The sequence below is a fragment of the Olivibacter sp. LS-1 genome (assembly GCF_008245145.1).
GTDB classification, from domain to species: domain Bacteria; phylum Bacteroidota; class Bacteroidia; order Sphingobacteriales; family Sphingobacteriaceae; genus Olivibacter; species Olivibacter oleidegradans.
Genome location: NZ_CP041643.1, coordinates 219,595 through 238,341, shown reverse-complemented (window position 1 = coordinate 238,341; position 18,747 = coordinate 219,595). Strand labels below are relative to the sequence as shown.

General features: G+C 41.7%; 20 protein-coding genes. 10 read left to right on the top strand and 10 right to left on the bottom strand.

Annotation, left to right across the window (positions count from 1 at the left end; genetic code table 11):
- Positions 1–61: 61 nt before the first annotated feature.
- Positions 62–1,366, bottom strand: coding sequence for a spondin domain-containing protein (locus FKG96_RS00905; protein WP_149104990.1), 1,305 nt, complete (start codon positions 1,364–1,366; stop codon positions 62–64).
- Positions 1,367–1,663: 297 nt separating this feature from the next.
- Positions 1,664–1,882 carry a hypothetical protein gene (locus FKG96_RS00900; protein WP_149104989.1) on the bottom strand — a complete coding sequence of 73 codons (219 nt, stop codon included), beginning with the start codon at positions 1,880–1,882 and terminating at the stop codon, positions 1,664–1,666.
- A gap of 262 nt (positions 1,883–2,144) precedes the next feature.
- Between FKG96_RS00900 and FKG96_RS00895 the strand changes: the two genes are divergently transcribed.
- The 5 genes from FKG96_RS00895 (at position 2,145) to FKG96_RS00875 (ending at position 6,515) form a co-directional block, all read left to right on the top strand.
- Positions 2,145–3,173: a sensor histidine kinase gene (locus FKG96_RS00895; RefSeq protein ID WP_149104988.1), complete on the top strand. Its 1,029-nt coding sequence runs from the start codon at positions 2,145–2,147 to the stop codon at positions 3,171–3,173.
- Positions 3,170–3,877 carry a LytTR family DNA-binding domain-containing protein gene (locus tag FKG96_RS00890; RefSeq protein WP_149104987.1) on the top strand — a complete coding sequence of 236 codons (708 nt, stop codon included), beginning with the start codon at positions 3,170–3,172 and terminating at the stop codon, positions 3,875–3,877. Before FKG96_RS00895 ends, FKG96_RS00890 begins: the two co-directional genes overlap by 4 nt.
- Positions 3,878–3,977: 100 nt before the next feature.
- Complete coding sequence (locus FKG96_RS00885) at positions 3,978–4,898, top strand: AraC family transcriptional regulator (RefSeq protein WP_242627131.1); 921 nt, start codon at positions 3,978–3,980, stop codon at positions 4,896–4,898.
- A gap of 87 nt (positions 4,899–4,985) precedes the next feature.
- Positions 4,986–5,726 (top strand): SDR family oxidoreductase, encoded by a 741-nt coding sequence (locus FKG96_RS00880; protein ID WP_130855071.1) that lies wholly within the window; start codon positions 4,986–4,988, stop codon positions 5,724–5,726.
- A 36-nt stretch (positions 5,727–5,762) separates the two neighbouring features.
- A complete protein-coding gene (locus FKG96_RS00875; protein WP_130855072.1) occupies positions 5,763–6,515 on the top strand; it encodes an SDR family oxidoreductase in 753 nt (250 codons plus the stop codon).
- A 35-nt stretch (positions 6,516–6,550) separates the two neighbouring features.
- Here FKG96_RS00875 and FKG96_RS00870 read toward each other — a convergent pair whose 3' ends face one another.
- The 3 genes from FKG96_RS00870 to FKG96_RS26955 form a co-directional block, all read right to left on the bottom strand.
- Entirely contained in the window at positions 6,551–7,498 is a 948-nt protein-coding gene (locus tag FKG96_RS00870; protein WP_130855073.1) for a hypothetical protein, read from the bottom strand.
- Positions 7,499–7,697: 199 nt separating this feature from the next.
- The gene (locus FKG96_RS26960; protein WP_246860234.1) at positions 7,698–8,102 is read right to left on the bottom strand and encodes an AraC family transcriptional regulator; all 405 of its coding nucleotides are present in this window, start codon (positions 8,100–8,102) and stop codon (positions 7,698–7,700) included.
- Positions 8,081–8,677 carry a hypothetical protein gene (locus FKG96_RS26955; RefSeq protein WP_246860233.1) on the bottom strand — a complete coding sequence of 199 codons (597 nt, stop codon included), beginning with the start codon at positions 8,675–8,677 and terminating at the stop codon, positions 8,081–8,083. The genes FKG96_RS26960 and FKG96_RS26955 overlap by 22 nt, the downstream gene beginning before the upstream one ends.
- 203 nt (positions 8,678–8,880) lie before the next feature.
- On the opposite strand from FKG96_RS26955, the gene FKG96_RS00860 reads away from it, so the two are divergent.
- The gene (locus tag FKG96_RS00860) at positions 8,881–9,699 is read left to right on the top strand and encodes an ABC transporter ATP-binding protein (RefSeq protein ID WP_130855075.1); all 819 of its coding nucleotides are present in this window, start codon (positions 8,881–8,883) and stop codon (positions 9,697–9,699) included.
- Here FKG96_RS00860 and FKG96_RS00855 read toward each other — a convergent pair.
- The 3 genes from FKG96_RS00855 to FKG96_RS00845 are packed head-to-tail and all read right to left on the bottom strand — an operon-like array spanning position 9,696 to position 13,278.
- Positions 9,696–11,882, bottom strand: a complete 2,187-nt coding sequence (locus FKG96_RS00855) for a peptidase domain-containing ABC transporter (protein WP_130855076.1) — start codon at positions 11,880–11,882, stop codon at positions 9,696–9,698. The two genes, FKG96_RS00860 and FKG96_RS00855, sit on opposite strands and share 4 nt — an antisense overlap.
- Before the next feature lie 5 nt (positions 11,883–11,887).
- Positions 11,888–13,111 carry an HlyD family secretion protein gene (locus FKG96_RS00850; protein WP_149104986.1) on the bottom strand — a complete coding sequence of 408 codons (1,224 nt, stop codon included), beginning with the start codon at positions 13,109–13,111 and terminating at the stop codon, positions 11,888–11,890.
- An 11-nt stretch (positions 13,112–13,122) separates the two neighbouring features.
- The gene (locus tag FKG96_RS00845; RefSeq protein WP_130855078.1) at positions 13,123–13,278 is read right to left on the bottom strand and encodes a class IIb bacteriocin, lactobin A/cerein 7B family; all 156 of its coding nucleotides are present in this window, start codon (positions 13,276–13,278) and stop codon (positions 13,123–13,125) included.
- Positions 13,279–13,546: 268 nt separating this feature from the next.
- On the opposite strand from FKG96_RS00845, the gene FKG96_RS00840 reads away from it, so the two are divergent.
- From FKG96_RS00840 to FKG96_RS00830, 3 genes are all read left to right on the top strand, one after another.
- On the top strand, positions 13,547–13,723 hold the full coding sequence (locus tag FKG96_RS00840; RefSeq protein ID WP_130855079.1) for a class IIb bacteriocin, lactobin A/cerein 7B family: 177 nt from the start codon (positions 13,547–13,549) through the stop codon (positions 13,721–13,723).
- Between the two features lie 27 nt (positions 13,724–13,750).
- A complete protein-coding gene (locus tag FKG96_RS00835; protein WP_130855080.1) occupies positions 13,751–13,915 on the top strand; it encodes a bacteriocin in 165 nt (54 codons plus the stop codon).
- Positions 13,916–14,211: 296 nt separating this feature from the next.
- Entirely contained in the window at positions 14,212–15,207 is a 996-nt protein-coding gene (locus FKG96_RS00830; protein WP_130855081.1) for an energy transducer TonB, read from the top strand.
- On the opposite strand, the gene FKG96_RS00825 is transcribed toward FKG96_RS00830, so the two are convergent.
- Positions 15,182–16,237: a hypothetical protein gene (locus FKG96_RS00825; protein WP_130855082.1), complete on the bottom strand. Its 1,056-nt coding sequence runs from the start codon at positions 16,235–16,237 to the stop codon at positions 15,182–15,184. The two genes, FKG96_RS00830 and FKG96_RS00825, sit on opposite strands and share 26 nt — an antisense overlap.
- 166 nt (positions 16,238–16,403) lie before the next feature.
- On the opposite strand from FKG96_RS00825, the gene FKG96_RS00820 reads away from it, so the two are divergent.
- A complete protein-coding gene (locus FKG96_RS00820) occupies positions 16,404–16,922 on the top strand; it encodes a GNAT family N-acetyltransferase (RefSeq protein ID WP_041387073.1) in 519 nt (172 codons plus the stop codon).
- A gap of 39 nt (positions 16,923–16,961) precedes the next feature.
- Here the strand turns inward: FKG96_RS00820 and FKG96_RS00815 are convergent, their stop codons facing one another.
- Positions 16,962–18,743 (bottom strand): metallophosphoesterase, encoded by a 1,782-nt coding sequence (locus FKG96_RS00815; protein ID WP_149104985.1) that lies wholly within the window; start codon positions 18,741–18,743, stop codon positions 16,962–16,964.
- Positions 18,744–18,747 lie beyond the last annotated feature (4 nt).

Below are 18,747 nucleotides of genomic sequence, written 5' to 3'. Positions count from 1 at the left end.
TTATTTTTAATGATGGGCGAGATGCATTGCTACAAGCTCACCCATCGCACTAAGCATTGATTTATTGGAGCGTTACTTTGATAATATGATTGATTGCGGGTAATGTGGTAAATGCATTGGGATTGGGCACTTCTTGAATAGGCTCGCTTTCTTCCAGCGGGGTACCTGCCAAATTGAACTGGGTGATACCGGCTCCGGGGAATTGATTGACGGCCGTCCCGTTATCGAATAAGCCTATTGTGGTAGAGATATCTCCTTTTTGAGTAGCATCTACACCATTATCTTTACTGGCGAAGAACCAATCGTTCGATAGTCCATACATCGTGGCAATTGCCAGCCGATCTCCTTCGGCGATACTCAATTGTTGCGAGACACTGCTTCCTGCCTGTTCTCCTACTTTTGGTAACAACACCGTTGAATTGGCAGCCGGTAAAACGTAAACGGCTTTTACACCCTCAACTGTTTTGAGATGATCGGCCAATATGCTGGCATCTCCTTGTTGGGCAAGCTCTTTTAAACCTTGTCCGCGATCGTTTTCGCCGACTTTGTAAATGGGATTGTCTATATCCTTGTATACGACGACCAATATTGGCGATAAGGGGGTGAAAATGCCGGTTTGACTTTGGATATATTCGCCGAGCACGCTGTTGTCGCCCATCTCTGCAATGTTTGTTAAACCATTCGCGCTTGGTTTACCGGATTCATACAAGGGTGTCGGACTTAAAAGATCGCCTCCGGCAATGTAGGAAATTGCCCATACACCTGGACTGAAGGGGGTTGGGTTGTTGGTGTTTCCGGAGGTATTGTTGATGGTGAGCGTAAAGGTTGAATTACCTTCATAATGCAGACTGACATTCATCAGAGCCGAGGCGGCAGCATAAGTGTTACCCTGTGCATCGGTGCCCGCAACTTCGGTGATATTTTGAGTAGCTGTTTCTGCGGTACCGGGATGACTTACGGAAGCACCGGGTACCTGATTGATACGAGTACCGTTATCCCATAGCTTGATCTGGTCAGATACATCGCCTTCAATCGGGGTGCCGTCTTCTTTGTAAAGGGTAATGCCCGGATTTTCGGGTGCAAAGAATAAATCATTGGACCAGCCGTACATGGTGGCAAAGGTGAGCGCTTGCCCTTTTGCTGCTGAGAATTGGAAGGATAGGGATTCTCCAGGCATAATCACCGGCGCAGAACCTTCATTTTGAAATGTTCCAGATTCAACCAAGGGGCGAGAATCTAATACGTTTTCTACCGTGATGGTAGAGGGTACTCCCATTTGTGACCCCTTGTCGTCATCTTTGTCGCAAGCCGCAAACAGGATCGGCAAAGCTACTAGTGATAACCATACTAATTTTTTGTGTTCCATAATCAATGTCTTTAATGTTAACAAAACAAAGGTAGATTGGAGCAAAGCCCTGAGTGATACCTGTATTTCCCGTAGATATGTCGGTATTTCCCGAATGCTGTGGTTCACCGGAGGAAATTGTTAAGTATAAGCTGCTTAATTATCCCTTCAAAAAACGATAACCATTTTGCTTTCCTTATCGATGTTGGTGATTGCCGGTATGATTGGCATGAACATCAGAATCTTGTTAAGGCTTGGTTTAGGGAAGAATAGTTTTGGCAATGGGCTTCTCTTTTGAGCGCGAGTTCCATTCACCAATCACTTTCCTATTTGTGAGCTGCCCCACATACGCAAGGGGTTATCTGCCATGATCATTAATCGATCAGCCTCTGCTTTTGGGGACTTATTGTCTGCAATTACCTGAAGACCTCGCTGATTATGTTGCATTTTCGCATTCGTACTTTCAGAAGAACAGTTGTACAGTACGATGGCGTAGATGAATATGAAACCTAATGCAAGTTTACGAGCGATTTTCATAGTTGCTTGTTAATTTCTTACCTACGCGGAGTCGGTTTTGGTTTGTCATGTGATCGAAGTTTTGTGTTAGAGCGTGGGTTTAAGCTGCTCAACCTCATGACAAAATTTGGTGTTTTTTGACAACCGACAGAAGAAAATCAACAAGACCGGACTTTTTTTGCTACCGTTTACCGTTATTTTTCAATGCTTCATCTATTGAATAAACTGCAGTAAGCATTGAAAATGATTGGAAATCAGGCATCAACTTGATACTTTTGGGGCCATGACAAAGGTGTTTAGCAAAGACGTGCCTGTTAATCAACTACAGCTAGTGATTTGGCTTTTTATAACCGCTATTACAAGTTTTTCCTATTTCATGTATGCCGAACCGATAAGGTCTCTCGTTTTTGGCTTTATGAATGTATTTTCTTATTTCATTATCGTCAATGTAAATGTATACTACCTCATTCCACGTTTCTATAAGCGTAATCATAAGCTGCTTTATCTTACATCGGTTTTACTACTGCTTTTGACTGTTTGTTGGGCCCGTGTTGCGTTCAGGTCTTATTTTTATGCTAGGTTTTATCCACAAGAGCAAGACACAAGCACGGGCATGGAAGTTTTCGTCGCTTTATTAATCCCTTCTATATTGGTTTATATAATAAGCTGCATACTTCGGGTGGCATTGGACTATTTTGTTTTGCATCGTGAGCAGGAACGATTAAAACAGCACTCAGCTGAAATGGAGTTAAAGCTGCTTAAAGCGCAAGTGCAACCTCATTTTCTATTTAATACGTTGAATAATATTTATTACGTAGCCCAACAGCAGTCGCCGGAAACAGCAGCACTATTAAGTAAGCTCTCTAATATCATGCGTTACTTTGTAGATACAGGGCAACAACAATTTATTCAGCTAAACGAGGAGCTAAACTTTATTTATGATTATATTGATCTGGAGAAAATGCGTATGCGTTACCCGCTACAGACAACTATCAGGGAAAAAGGGATAGTCAATGGTATACAAGTACCTCCAATGCTGATTATTCCACTCGTTGAAAATGTATTTAAGCATGGTATCGATAAGCGTAGTAAGACCAATGAACTCTTTCTGCATATTAATGTAGAGGTTGAAAGCTTGTCTATAGACGTGCGTAACCGGATCTTTAGGCCATCGGTGAACAAAACAATGGGGGTAGGTCTGCAAAATCTTCGTTCGCGATTGCAGTTGCTTTACAAAGACCAATTTCGATTGGATATTGTTGAAAAGGATAATTATTACTTTGCCACATTAAATATACCGCTATACACATGATCAATTGCTTAATTGTGGACGACGAACCCAATGCTGTGAGTTTATTGGAAGACTATATCCTGAAAGTGGATTTTCTGAACTTAAGACAGAAATGCTACGATGCTTTTGAAGTAGTGACTTTTCTCAGAAATAATAAAGTCGACTTAATTTTTTTGGACATCAATATGCCTAATATATCTGGGTTGGAGCTGGCTTCTATGCTGCCGAAAGACCAGTGTATTATTTTTACGACAGCCTATTCGTCACACGCCATGGAAGGTTATGAATACAATGCCATTGATTACCTGTTAAAGCCTATAACTTTTAAGCGATTTATGCAAGCGATTCGTAAAACGGAAGGATATTTCGCTCTCCGGCGCCCGGCCGGACTTAAGGAGCTCACGTTGTCAGATGATACGATCTTCATAAAATCCGGAAAGCAGATAATGAAAATGAGATCCAGGGATATACTTTATTGCAAAGCAAACAAGGAGTACGTCAATATCGTATGCGTCAACGAAAGCGTCCTTATTTATAGGCGCATGAAACAACTGGAAGAGCAGTTACCGCCAAACTTCATACGTATACATAATTCCTATATTATTAACTTGGATCACTTGGAGAAGATTGTGGATAATCAAGTCTTGATCCGACAAACAAAGTTACCGATTAGTACGGGGTATAGAGAACAACTGCTCGCTTTGATCTCAAAAAAATTGTTTTAGATGCAGCGAATTTCTTGGGAGCTAAAAGGAATGGTTTTAAATATTGCTGTTTAATCATTTCTCCTTTTAACGGACAAATGACTAACTTCGATATCGCATTATGAGAAAAAACTTCGAGTCTAAATCGCTGTTAGAGCTATATCAATACCTTCATCTGCCGGTTGACTTGCTTGATGTTACAGAAGGCTTTACCATTTTTAATCTAAAGGATGTTGGCTTTACGCTACCCTATCAATCAGCCTCCTATCGCCCCAACTTTTTCTCTTTCTTATTTGTAAAAGAAGGTTCCGGGAAATATACGATCGATGAGCTTACTTTTGAAGTAAAGCCGCATTCGGTCTATTTTACCAATCCGAGTAACTACCGCACGTTTAGTTGGACTCATATTGAGGATATCTGTCTAATCACCTTTGATGAGGCATTTCTTAAAAACTATATCAGTAAAGAAATTTATGATAACTTCCCCTTTCTATTAACGGAAACCGTTAAGCCTCAAGTGGTATCAGACGCTTTTTTTCAGTCGGTAGAAGGCATTTATAAGCAAATTCAACAGGAATACTTGGGTAAGGCTGAGGCGAAATACCCTATCATCGGGCATTTGCTTGCTATCCTTTTGTATAAGATAAAGGAACATATTTGGCAAGATTATAATCCGATTTACGAAGGTAACCGGAGTTCGCAGATCGTTATTTCTTTCAAAAGGTTATTGGAAAAACATTACCGCGATCTAAATAACGGCAATGTAGAGGTCGTATTTAAGGTACAGGACTACGCCGACGCGCAACATTTACATCCTAACTATTTAAGCAATGTGATAAAATCCAAAACCGGCAAACCCATCGTAACCTGGATTGCTGAAAAGACCTTGGTTGAAGCGAAAACACTCTTGCAGCGTTCTACCATATCCATTAAAGAGATTACGTATAAGTTAGGTTTCTCTGAAACCGCTCATTTCAGTAACTTCTTTAAAAAACATACCGGTACCTCGCCGGTGCAGTATCGGAAGGCGCATCTTCTTTAAAATTTGCAACACTTGCTGTAATACACGTAAAGCCACCGATTATTGCGCATATTAACTTTGTTCTATCAAAATTTAAAAGATAGACAAATGAATAATCTAGCAGAAAAAGTAATCCTAGTGACCGGTGCTTCTAAAGGTATCGGTGCTGAAGTGGCCAAAAAATTGGCAGCAGCTCATGCAAAAGTTGTGGTAAACTATGCCGGCAGTAAAAGCGATGCCGACGCGGTTGTATCTTTCATAAAAGAACAAGGAGGTGAGGCGATCGCCGTACAGGCTGATGTTAGTAAAGTCGCCGATGTAAAGTCGTTGTTCGATCAATCTATTGCTCATTTTGGTCGGATTGACGTATTGGTCAATAATGCGGGTATTATGATCAACAAACTTATTAAAGACACAACCGACGAGGATTTTGACCGGATCTTCGATATTAATGTGAAGGGCGTTTTTAATACGTTACGTGAAGCCGCGACTCGCTTGGCGGATAATGGAAGTATTATCAATTTTTCTACCAGTGTAAACCGTTTGATGTTGCCTACTTATGGTACTTATGTTGCTACCAAATCTGCCGTTGAACAATTGACGCGTGTATTTGCCAGGGAAATAGGCAGTAGAGGTATTAACGTCAACTCCCTCTCACCGGGCCCTACTGCTACCGCTTTATTCCTCGAAGGCAAATCGCAGGAAACGATTGATCGTTTAGCCGCTTTAAATCCCTTCAATCGGATTGCAAATACGGATGATATTGCCGAGGTGGTGGTGTTTCTGGCCAGTGATGAAGCAAAATGGATCAATGCACAGAATATCGGCGCCAATGGAGGAATGGCTTAATTAATTTTCAGGTGGTATAAAATTAAGATAAAAGAAATGAACAGTTTACATCATAAAACAGCCCTCATAACCGGTTCTGCAAGAGGCCTTGGTAAAGCAATTGCTGAGCGCTATGCCGCTTTGGGTGCTAATATCGTTATTAATTATTCGAGGGATATATCCTCGGCTGACGAGGTGGTTTCGAACATTAAGGCAATGGGAGCGAACGTAATAGCTATACGGGCAGATGTTAGTAAAGTAGCGGATATTGAACGCCTATTCAAGGAGGCAAAGGCCGCGTTTGGGAAGATTGATATTGTAGTGGCCAATGCCGGTATCGAAATGGTAGAAACACCGGTTACAGCTTTCACGGAAGAGCAGTTTGACAGGCTATTTGCCATCAATACCAAAGGGGCTTATTTTACAATGCAACAAGCCGCCAAAACGGTAGAAGATAACGGGCGTATTATTTACATCGCCTCAAGTACGACGGCCTTTCCGGTAGCCGGAATGGCGGTGTATGGTGGAAGCAAAATTACACCACGCTATCTGGTGGATGTGCTATCGAAAGAAATTGGACACCGAGGGGTAACGGTCAATTCCATCATACCCTTTGCTGTTGATCATTCCGGAATTTTTGCCGAAGAAGGCAGTTATCCCGAACTCCGAAAATCGCTCATCGATAGCTGTCCGATGAAACGACTGGCCGAGGTGGAAGATGTAGCGAATATTGCCGAGTTTTTTGCCAGCGGTTTGTCGTCATTTGTTAACGGGCAGCACTTGTTGGTTAATGGTGGAGCTACCCAATAGCTTATTTGTTTTTGGTTCCCAACTTGACTTTCAAATTAAACGGTAGTGGTATTGATAATCGTCGTTATATCGCCTACCGTTTTTCCTGCGTCGGTTTTTGCAAGCGCTCGTAGTTTGAAATAGGCGCTGCTTTGGGCCTCCAGTCGAACTTCTAAAGATACGATATCACCCGCCAAGGCTAAGTTGTCAGCTAGTAACGTACATCCGTCTGCAATAAGTCCATTTTGCATACTACCGGTTGCATGTTGAACAAAGGCGATACATAGATCGAGAAGGGCGCCCATAAGCACTGCTACCGGTAAGGCCGGATGATTGGGGAAATGGCCACTGCAATCTTGTTCTTTTATTTCACCCAAAGAGGCTGTGGCACCGGTATCGTACAATTTTAAATCATATAGTGTGTTTTTACGCGAATAGGGACTTGTTAAGGCGGGTAAATAATCTCGATAAGCATGGGCGAATAGCCTATTGAACATCGCTTGGGGGATTACATGAAAGCTGACATCGATACCGCAGATCAGCTTGTTCTCTGCGTCAATGAGACAAGCTTTGGCCTTAGCAAGTCGCTTATCGAATGATACACACTCAGCCAAAATGGTGAGGGGTTTGCCGATCGCAAACTTTTCGTTTGAAACTCGTTTGTAGGTTCCTTTATGGGCTAAGTAGTAGTGCTTTGACTGATTAGGGTTGACGGTAGCGCAAGCAACTGAACCGAGAATGGCAAGATGTCGACAGGCTTCGGCCATTGTAATGGGTGATTGCTCAAATCCAAGGGGTGATTCGGCAATTACTTTTGCGGCTACGATATTGTCTTTTAACACATGAACATCTTGAAGCGCGTAATAAGGTGTATGCACGTCAATAAGTTGAAATAACTCCTCCCGCGATCGGGGCCCGAGATTGTTTTGGCTAAGGGAAGGGTCCAGGATTTTGGAATGGATAAGGGCTAATGATTCGGGTGTAATCGTTGCGAGAGCTTCCATATAATGTGTTTTAGTAATGAGCAATTAATAGATTCAGTGTTATTGTAATAAAGAAAGTAACTATTTAGGCTTTTACAAAAAAGATTACACGGAATGCTTGTTTGCTTACACTAAAGCGTTGCGTGAGGAAACTGAGGTTAAAAAGGTGTAAAGTTTAAATGAAGCGATGTTAATTTGACCGGTTACGCTAGCGAGTCGCTTATTTTTTTAATTGGCTTGGTAATATTCCATATTTCCTTTTAAAAGCAGCTGAAAAATGTCGCTGATCCTTATAGCCTACTTGAAAGGATACTTCGCCAACGGTCATCTGCTGTTCGGTGAGCATTTGTTTGGCTTGCGCCATTTTAATGTCGTTCCAGAAACCGAATACGGTGGTGCCGAATAATTCCTTGAATCCCCTTTTGAGCGTAAACTCATTGGTACCTACATGATGTGCCAAGTTGATGAGAGAGCAGGGGTTATTTAGATTATTTTGCAAGTATTCTCTAACTGCATAGATTTTGTCTATATCATTTTTCTTTAAAGAAGTATGATAGGGTTTGGCATCACTCAGTTGTTCAAATTGTAACAATAGCAGCTCAATCACTTTGGCCTCCAGAAACATTTTCTTAAATATTCCCTTTCGGTTGCACTGCATGATTTCATGAATGAGCTGATACATTGGATGGCTGATACGATTGTTATACGGCTGCAGCATACCTGCCTCGCCTTTTTCCATTGCCTGTGAAACTGCATAAATAGTGTGGAGTCTTCGGGTAGAAATCGTCTAAAGAAAGCCGGGGAAAAATTGATTTCGCAGATCTCAATGTCTTTGCTTTCCCATCGCATCTCGCCTCTCATCTGATTGGCATAAATGATATTATGTTGATTGGACTCAAAACCGATACTCCTACCAAAACGGTCAGAATAAGCAGCGCTTTTCCCTTTTAATGCAAAATGCATTTCCACGGTTTCGAAGTCACTTTCAAAGCTGAGGAAAACTTTTTCTGTAAACGACGCTTTTCCATAGCCGATATGAATGCCATCGAAATAAATTTCCTGAAAATATCCGTTGGCAACGGGGTGTATTAATCGTGTCCGTTGTTCACATACATCCCCCTCGTTTGACAACAGTATACCGGGATAATCCCTTTTGATAAGGAGATCACCAAGCTCATAATCATACAGTCTTAGGGCCATAGTTGTCTTTTATTGTCCAAATATTCCTTTTGACAGACATTTTACTCCGTTTTGCGGACCTCTTTGCGTTTAATAACGCGCTAGCTTTGTACAAAAGTATAAATTGTTCGGAACGATTGTCTGTAAAGAGGAATTTTAAATAAAAAAGAGCATACAACCTCTACAATCGTTTGAACATAGTTAGGGTTGATATCTACGTTTATATGGATGAGCATTTAAAAAAAATTATTACAGTAACAGAGGAGCCGATGCTGGAAGCAGAGAGGGGCAAGTTACCACAACATTACGCTATCAGCTTTGACCGGGTAAATTTTGGCAATCAAGATAAGTTAGCGGCCCGGGAGCTGAATTTAGAAATTCCCGAAAATTCCATATTAGCATTGGTAGGGGGTACGGGTTCGGGTAAAGCGACGATAGCCTCGCTGATCGCGTGCTGCCGGGGTGTAGATACCGGTCGCATTAAGATCGGAGGCGTGGATATTCGGCATATTAAACAGGATAAATTTTATAGCTTGATCACCAACGTGTTTCAGGATGTCGATCTAGTTGACGACACTATTTACAACAACATCAAGATCGGAAAGCCAGACGCAAGTGAGGAGGAGATTATTGCTGCGGCAGATAAGGCACAGGTGTTAGATTTTGCCTGGGAATTGCCAAAGGGAATGTACGCTTTGATTGGTAACGGGGGGAATAAGCTCTCCGACAGCCAAAAGCAGCGCATAAGTATTGCTCGTGCTTTATTGAAGGATACGCCTATTGTGCTGTTGGACGAGGCTACGGCAAGCCCCGATCTGGAAGATGAACTATATGTTCAGCAGGTAATTCAGGAATTAGTGAAATTGAAAACGGTTGTAGTGATTGCGCATAAATTGGCAACCATTCAACAGGCAGATCAGATCTTGGTTTTAAAGGACGGTGAGATGGCGGAGCTGGGTACGCATAGCGCATTATTGGCAAAGCAGGGGATTTATCGAAGCATGTGGGATATACAGCAAAAATCACGTGGATGGAAGGTTTAATGCGAAGCTACCACTTGTTGTTCGGTCATCTCCGTAGGCGGCAGCTGCGGTTGCCATAGCTGATAATAGTGGGCTTGTTTTTTCATGAGCTGAAAATGAGAGCCTTCTTCTACCACTTGCCCTTCCTTCATTAAAATAATTTTATGGGCGTTTACAATGGTGCTCAATCGATGCGCGATGACGATGACTGTTTTACCGAGTGATTGAAAGGTATGAAGTGCTCTTTGAATGTGATTTTCAGAACTTGTATCCAGTGATGAAGTAGCCTCATCTAAGATGAGGATTTCAGGACGTCGATATAGCGCACGAGCAATAGCGATGCGTTGTCGTTGACCACCGGATAAAGCCGTTCCGTTTTCTCCAATATAGGTGTTGAAACCGTTCGGTAATTTTTCAATAAAGGGAAGCATGCCGAGCGATGAGCATATTTCCATTATGTAGTTAATATCGGGCGTTAAATCGCCAATGGCGATATTGTCTATTAGATTACCTGCAAATAGATCGATCTGCTGTGGTACAACCGATACGATCTGACGAAGACTTTCCAGCTTTACATATTTAATATCAAGACCTCCGATAAGAATGCTGCCACTTTGAATATCATAGATTCGCTGAAGAAGGGAAAGGAGGGTGGTTTTTCCGGAACCACTTTCACCCACGATGGCTGTGACTTTACCCTTTTCAATATGAAGATTTAATTTTTCAAACACTTGTGTGCGTGATCCATATCGAAAAGATACTTCTTTAAAGTGAATATCACCTATCGATTCCTTATTTAACCAAGCTTTTTGATCGTTGTCTTCATGATGAAGATCCATGACTTCGAATAACCTATCGGCAGCAATCAAAGCGTCTTGCATGGTGCGATTCATATCAATGAGGGATTTAACTGGTCCGGTAAAATAACCGATCAATGCATAGAAAGAAAGTAATTCGCCGGGGGTAAGGGCTCCGTTTAAGACAAAACTTGCGCCGGCCCATAAAAGGATAATAGTGAATAAACTGGATACAAATTGATTGGTATTGCCTATCCAGAGCATATTGACGGATGATTGATATACATTTTGCAGTAAATGGATGAAACGACTCTCCGTCTTAAGGTTGGCAAACTGCTCTAATCCGAACCGTTTAATGGTTCCAATGGAATTGATAGATTCAACCAGTTGCGTCTCTAGATCGGCTGATCGCTCCATCATAGTACGCTGTGTTTTTTGATTCAATTTATTGGATATGAAATAGATAAGGCTATAAATGGGAATAACGAGCGCCATGATGATAGCCAGTTTCCAATAATAGGTGAACATCAAGCCAAAAGAGAAGATAATAATAAATATATTTACGGCAATATTGACGAGCACATCGTTTATAAAGGTCCGTATTTTGACGGCATCATTAATACGTGAGATGATTTCCCCTACACGCATATTATCAAAAAACTGTTGTGGTAATTGTAGCAAGTGTTTGTAATAACCCAGGATGAGTCGGGCATCAATTTGCTGTCCGCTTTGCAAGGTGAATATCGTTTTTGAATGGTTGATGAAAAATTGCAGCAGGAGAATAACAATCATGATAAGCCCCAACAAATTCAGCAGATTTTGATTGCCATCGGGCAATACCTGATCGATCAGCTTTTGCACAAAAATAGCTGTGGATAAGCCCAAAATAGTATAGATAACCGAGCCGAATAGTACTTGCGTGAAGACAGACCGATGTGGCTTCAATAAGAAGGCAAAGCGACGAAACACCGAGATGCGCTCATTCCCTGTCCGGAAGTTTTCATTTGGTGCGAGGAGAATAAGTACGCCGGTCCATTGTTCCTTAAAAGTCTCTAACGGGACTTTGTGCATTTTTCCATCTGCTGGATCCATGAGTTGCACGTACTGTTTGCTGAGCTTATAAAGTACAACATAGTGATGTAAACCGTTTTTGAAAACGATATGGGCAATTGCTGGTAGCGGGATTTTTGCCAAGCTGTCGAGCGTGCCTTTAACACCTTTTGCGCTGAAACCGAGTTGCTGCGCAGCCGAAATCATGCCTAGTATGTTGGTTCCTTTCTGATCGGTACTAGCAAATGCGCGTATTTTTGCAATGGGCATCTTCAGATTGTAGAAGCCGCTGACGGATACTAGGCAGGCTGCGCCGCAGTCCGTAATGTCATGTTGCTTTATTTTTATCTTTCCCATCTCTTTTATTTTCTAAGTAGCATTTTCGGTTTGTTTTGGCGTGGATCTAACCAATCATCCACCTTATCATAGAGCAATTGAAAGAGAGATCGTTTTGCTACCATAAACCTGGCCTGGAAACCAAGCCCTTTTTTTAAGGTGCCTTCATAACCATTGTTTGACCGTAAGGCGTTTTCTTTTAAGGAGCATTTTACCTGAAAATAAGGTGATTGGTTTTCGTCTAAGTATACATCTCGTGAGATGTCAAATACGGTACCATGGGCAACGCCCCATTCGTTGTAATTAAAGGCATCAATCTGAAAGCGAACGGGTTGATTCAGAGAGATTAAGCCAATATCTTTCGGAAGAATGTTTACGGTGGCTATCAAGCCAGAATCGGGCGAAATTTCGGCTACCGTTTCTCCTGCAGAGACGAAATTGCCCGATAGAAGACCACTAAATTGTTGAATAGACCCTTTAATAGGGGCCCTGACGGTATAAAAGTCTAACTCTTGCTTATATTTATCTCGTTGCGAGTGTATTTCACTCAATTCAGTCTTTAAATTAGCCAAATCATTTTGCCACTGTGAAATTTGTTGCTCTTGGACTAATTTTCTTTTGGAAGTAGCACGATCTTTTTCATACACGAATTTTTCAAACTCCGCGTCAGATAATACGCGTTTTTCGTGTAATTGCCTGTTACGGTTAAACGATACCAAGGCGTTTTCTAATGCTAAATCAGCTTCTTTCAGCTGTTGAATATATAGGTTTTGTTGCTGTCGGTAAATAGAAGTCCGTAAGGACAATTGAGTGTTAAAGTTGTTTTTTTGTGTTACAAGTGCTGATAAATCGTTAATTCGTTGTTGAAGATCCGAACTTTTTCGCATTAGATATCCCGATTGTTCATCGATAACATTTGTTTGAACAGTGAATAGGATATCACCCGCCGCTACCGGTTGATTTAGTTTGAAATAAACCTTGTCGATTCGGCCGGCAACAGGAGCTTTAACCACGTTCCGTTCTGCAGAAGGAGTAAGGATACCTGTACCTTCTACGCTTACGTCAACTCGAATGAAAAAGAGCGAAATAAAACCGATACTTATTGCCAATAGCGTCATTAGATAGATGATTTTACTATTGTTATAATGTCGGTTGAAATGGCCTTCGGTAGTGAGATTGGCAATTTCTGCTGGAAAAATAACCTTACTGTTCATCTTAGAAAAATGAGGTGCCCAATTTTTATCAGGCACCGAATGTGAATTTAAGCGAACATTTTTGGAAAATTTCCTTTAATCCCGCCAACAATAATGTCAATGATGGGAACCAGAATGGATCCGCCTGTTACATTAGCCAGTTCTTCTGTTGTCAGTTCTTTGATTTCGACTGCTTCTGCCGCATTTTTTGGTGTCTTTTCCATCTTTATAACTTGTTGTTTAACGCTTACTCTTTTCAAGATTTTCAGCAACCTCTGGGTTAGAGGAGAATTTTAGTATCCTCTTCACTCAAAATTACCGAGCTAAGCTAGGTGAAGCAATCCCTGAAAACTGGTATTATCATAAATACCAGTTTTCAGGGATGGTATCCGATTTTTGCTTTATATAATTTTACCATCGGTCATGATCAAAAAAGGGTATGCCGAAAACCTTAATTAATAGAGTAGGCCTAATTAATTTTTGTAAACACGTATGAATACCGAAATTTTAAATGCAGATTTAGTGCCTATGACTCAGGCAGAGCTTGAATCGACTAATGGCGGATTAGGATTTTTAGCGACAGTTGCAGCAGGGGTTCTTATTGCAGGTGCTACTGCTGTAATTAGTGATTGGAAAGGCTTCAAAGCAGGTGTTGCTGAAGCTTTTTAACTGTTTGTTTTAACTAATTTTATAGATATGAAAAGTGAACAAATCATCGAATTATCAATGGATGAGCTTCAACAGATTGAAGGCGGACATATTGATGAAAATACTTCATTCGGCCATGATGTTGGTTATGCAGTAGGTTTATATCTTCGGTATTGCACCATTCCGGGTTTGGTATATGGAATGCTGAAGTAGCGAGGTCCTTTTTGTAGGTTGCCTGTATTTACGGGCAACCTCTTTTAAATCAGATAGTATGAAAGTAAAGAAAAGTGAATGGATGTTTTTGATCTTAATTGGAACTATTGTGTTGTTCTATGTGTTATTTACGGAAAAATGGATTCCGATTAAGCAGTTAGTTTTGTCATTTTTATAGGGTGGTACAGCCTTAATAAAATTATATCGCCAAGTGACTTTATTAAATTTCACTTATTTTGTTGTGTTTAACATAGAGCTATTATATTAGTGGCGATATTTAATCGTCTCTAGATTTTATGAATATTTTTCTCCTGCGTTTCAGTACGCTCATGGTCTTTTTATTTGGTACGATGCTTTCGTTGCCTGGTTTTGGACAAGATCAAATAGTTACTTACCTTAATAAGCACCGCCATATTGTTGCAGAAAAGGATAGCGCACAATATATACGTACCCTAACACCGGGCAAAGAACCGAATGCACCCTATAAGCTGTTGGAGCAATACATAACCGGAGAGGTGTATCGTACGGGGAGTGCTTTTTTTTTTCACGATCGGATTACTTTGGTCGATTTGGTGACAACCTTTCAAAAAGATGGTAAGAAAATAAGCGAAGAACAATACGTTGATGGTGTTTTGGCAGGTGATTGCCGCTATTATTACAAAAACGGCCAACTCAAATCGGAAATGATTGCGCCGGGCAGGGTAGGGAAGGGAAGAGAAAACCTGAAAATGGACGTACCCCCGGCCAAGTTGATGGTATTTTATGATTCTCTCGGAACGCAATTGGTTAAAGATGGTAATGGACAGGTCAAGGATATGAATGACGACAAGGATTTTGAGGAGGGAGCTTATAAAAATGGCTATAAAGACGGGCAATGGAAAGGGACTTTTTTGAAACGGAAATATAGCTATACCGAACGTTATGCCGAAGGTAAACTGATAGAAGGAACGAGCGTTGACTCCGCGGGTACAGAAGTGTCTTATAGTAAAGTGGAAGAACGTCCGGTGTATCCGGATGGGATGCCGGCTTTATATCGTTTCATTGGTATGAACTACAGGTACCCACGACAAGCTTATCAACAACGAGTCAACGGGGCTGTTGTACTAAGCTTTGTAGTAGATAAAGAGGGGAAGCTGGTTGATATAAAAGTTGTGCAAGATTTAGGGCTTGGAACAGGGGAAGAAGGTGTTCGCGTGCTCCGTGCTGCTCCAAGATGGAAGCCCGGGAAATTGCGCGGGATTCCGGTTAGGGTGTCATTTACGATTCCTATTCATTTGAATCTGCAAGGTTAGTCACATCTGCTACAAATATTTTCTTTTTTTGGAGGGCTTCTCTCAGTGCTTGCAACTGACGCCGATACCGGGAAGTATCTTGTTGCTGTCGATCGGCTAATTTAATAGCCTGTTCTTCTTTGGATATAGCCTCCTGAAGTAATTGAAGTGAAGCTAAAATCGTTGCATAGGTATGGTAATATTCCGGTACGTCGTTTCGCCATTTAATAGCGGCCTGAATCCAGTGTAAACTGTTATAAATATAAGGGCCTTTAGCACCTAACTTGATAAAACTGGCTGCTGCGCGGTGTAAGCTTTTGGCAAAGAGTGTATCATACTGCCTTTTTCTCGCTTCTGGAATATGTTCCCATCTTGCTTGCATTGCACTGTCTAAGGGTTGGCGGTACGGCTTATTGTCGTGTGCTGCTAGGTTCATTTTTAACATCGAATCGGGTGTTGAATACAAATAGACGCGATCATAATAATTGACCGCCCGTCGGAAATACTGTGTGGTATCAGCAACCTGTTCTAGGTATTCAACCATGACGCGATCTTGTTCAATGTCAGCAAGAAATGGATTGCTCTTCAGCCAGGCGTTATACATGAAACTCGATAGATTATAAGCCAGGTTGATATCTTTTTCCTGTATGGCTTTTTGAGTGGTATTTTTAATGATTTTTCCATTTATTTTTTTGCGTTCATCTAATGGAAGCTTATGATAGATGCTATCTACAATGGTTTGATTCATGTAGATTAGCCTATAAGTTTTGCTTTGGAGTATAGGGCCTTGCTGTAGAAGAAAACTAACCGTTTCGAAATTGTCCAGATCACGTACTTGTAAAGTTCCCACATACTCATCCAGTAATTGCTGATCTACGGGTTGATCAAGTGAATCAAGTTTGCGTATATATTGCTTTAAAAAGGATGTGGATCGATTCCCTAGCGCATATTTTTGATGATAAGCTACTAAGCTATTATCCGTGGTATCGGGCTGTGCTAGGACACACTGGACAACAAGTAATAACAAAAAAGAGAATAACGCGCGAGCCATAATTAGATAATACGATTTATGATGGTTAAAAATAATAACTTAATGTGTAATTCTTTACTTCAATTATAATTTTGCTTCTAATAAAAGCCGTGTACGAATGAAGATTCTTGACAATTAAATCACCAAGACGATTTTATAAAACCGTATTTTTACGCTTTCTAGAACTATGACAAACGAATTTACTTTACGAGCGGCAACAATAGAAGATAAAGACAGAATTTGGGAGATCTTACAACAAGCCATTGAATTAAGGAAACAGCAGGGAAGTGAGCAATGGCAAGATGGCTATCCGAATCCGGAGGCGGTAAAACAGGATATTGATAAGGGATACGGCTATGTGCTTATATCGAAAAACGATATTCTGGCTTATATGGCCGTTATTTTTGATGGTGAACCGGCTTACGAAGCGCTTGAGGGAGAATGGCTAAGCAATGAAAAATATGTAGTGGTTCATCGGGTAGCAGTAGCACAGGATATTAAAACCAAAGGAGCGGCGACGCATCTAATGAAGGAACTGGAAAAATTGGCTATGGAGCGGGATGTTTATAGTGTGAAAGTGGATACCAATTTTGATAACAAAGCGATGCTACGTATACTGGAAAAGTTGAACTACCAATATTGTGGAAAGGTTTATTTTCGCGGCGGCGCACGGATGGCTTTTGAGAAGCTGTTAGATAAAGACTAATGCTGAGGAAACGATATTCCGTTTCCTCAGCATATGAATCTATTTTTTCATCAGATCCAAATAATATCGCTTAATAGCATAAGGTATATTGACAACTTCTTCGATACCTGCATCAAACGGAATACTTTGCCCGTTAGCAAAACGAACGACTTTTGCTGCCGGATCAAATATGGCCGGTTGCACTTTACCACTTCCGTCGTAATCACCGGGAATGGGTAGATCACCCATCTTACCCAGCTTAATGGCTTTCTCAGCACCGTATACGAGCCATTCGCCGGTGCTCGGTCGCCATACTGCTATATCTGCTTTCCCGTCGCCATTGTAATCTGCCGGTAGGGGTATGTCGCCCGTTTCGCCAAAAGGTACATTCCCAACCGTGGCAATATACCAGGTTTTGTTGCTGGGACGCCAAATGGCCATTTCCGCCGCGCCATCTCCATCATAATCGGCCGGTACGGGCACAGAGGCTTTCCATCCATGCTTAACGGGGTCTTTTCCTGCCGCTGACCATTCGGCTGTTTCCGGATTCCAAACGGCTAGATCAGTAATGCCATCGCCATCATAATCTGCAGGAACGGGAATGTCTCCCGGTTTTCCTAGTGGAACAGCTCGCCAATCGGCCACATAAAATGATGCGCCGGCAGCATTATAGACCGCTGGGTTGGTCTTGCCATAACCCGTATAAGGTGCCGGAACAGGAATATCACCTTTGCGACCTAATGAGCTTTTGATACTTTTAGCATCGTACCAATTTCCGTCTTTGAAACGATATAGATCGGCCTTGCCGTCTAAGTCAAAGTCATAGATCCTGCTGGCCGAAGCTTCGCGGAAAAGCGGTAAGGTAAAGAAACTGTCTTCGTCTTTTTCTTCTAGCTGATGATAGGGGGATAGCGTACGGACTCGTAATTGATCTTTTTCAAGATCAAAGGTCAATAAACGCATGAGTCCATTGCCGCCCATGGGTCGACTTTGATAGTCGGATAACATGGTTTTGATGGTATGGCCGGCATAAGTATCTTGGCGATAGCCCTCGCCATTGTCGCCTACGTGACCGCAAAGCATCAGGAATACATTGGACTGGGTTTTTACGCGATCGTACAGACGTTGCCCTTGCTTGCCAAAGGACGCCTGCCCCGCCACATTGCTACCCGCTACGGGATTATAGCCAAGAATGTAGTGGCTGACGATAATGGCTTTTCGGTCTTTATACTGCTTCAATAAATTTACCGCCCAATCGTTCATGGCCTCTTGCTGCTCGTCGAAAGCATCAAATTCGAGGTAAATAATGATGAGATCTATCCCACCTGCTGAAATAAGGTCGTAATGACTATCGTTGTCTTTGCCAAAATAACCGCCATAATAGTTGCGACCTTTAAAGTGGTCAATACCAAAATATTGGTTATAATATTTCGTGGTACCGCTTACAGCAAATTGACTGGGGTATTGATCGTGATTCCCTACAGCTAACCCATAGGGTAACCCATTCGGAAGTCCCGGTAGGGGTTTTTCCAATGGGTACATCGCCTTTGCAGCATTAGCCCATTGCTCAGGCTTACTGTCGCCCTTGTCGGTAATATCGCCTAAATGCGCTACGTAAACGATATTTTCTGCTTCCCGATTGGCCAGTATCCATTCGATCTGTGTCTCGAAGAGCTTGTTGGTGCCACCTTGGCTCTCCTCGGTGTTATACTGCGTATCCGGTATCACGGCAATAGAGAACGTATTTTTGGCTTTCGGCGGGGTATTGCCTTTTTGTGCCTGTGTACTGAAAGGCAGTAACAGGGCGATCAAGAAGCTGAGTCTTAAAAATTTACTATACATACTT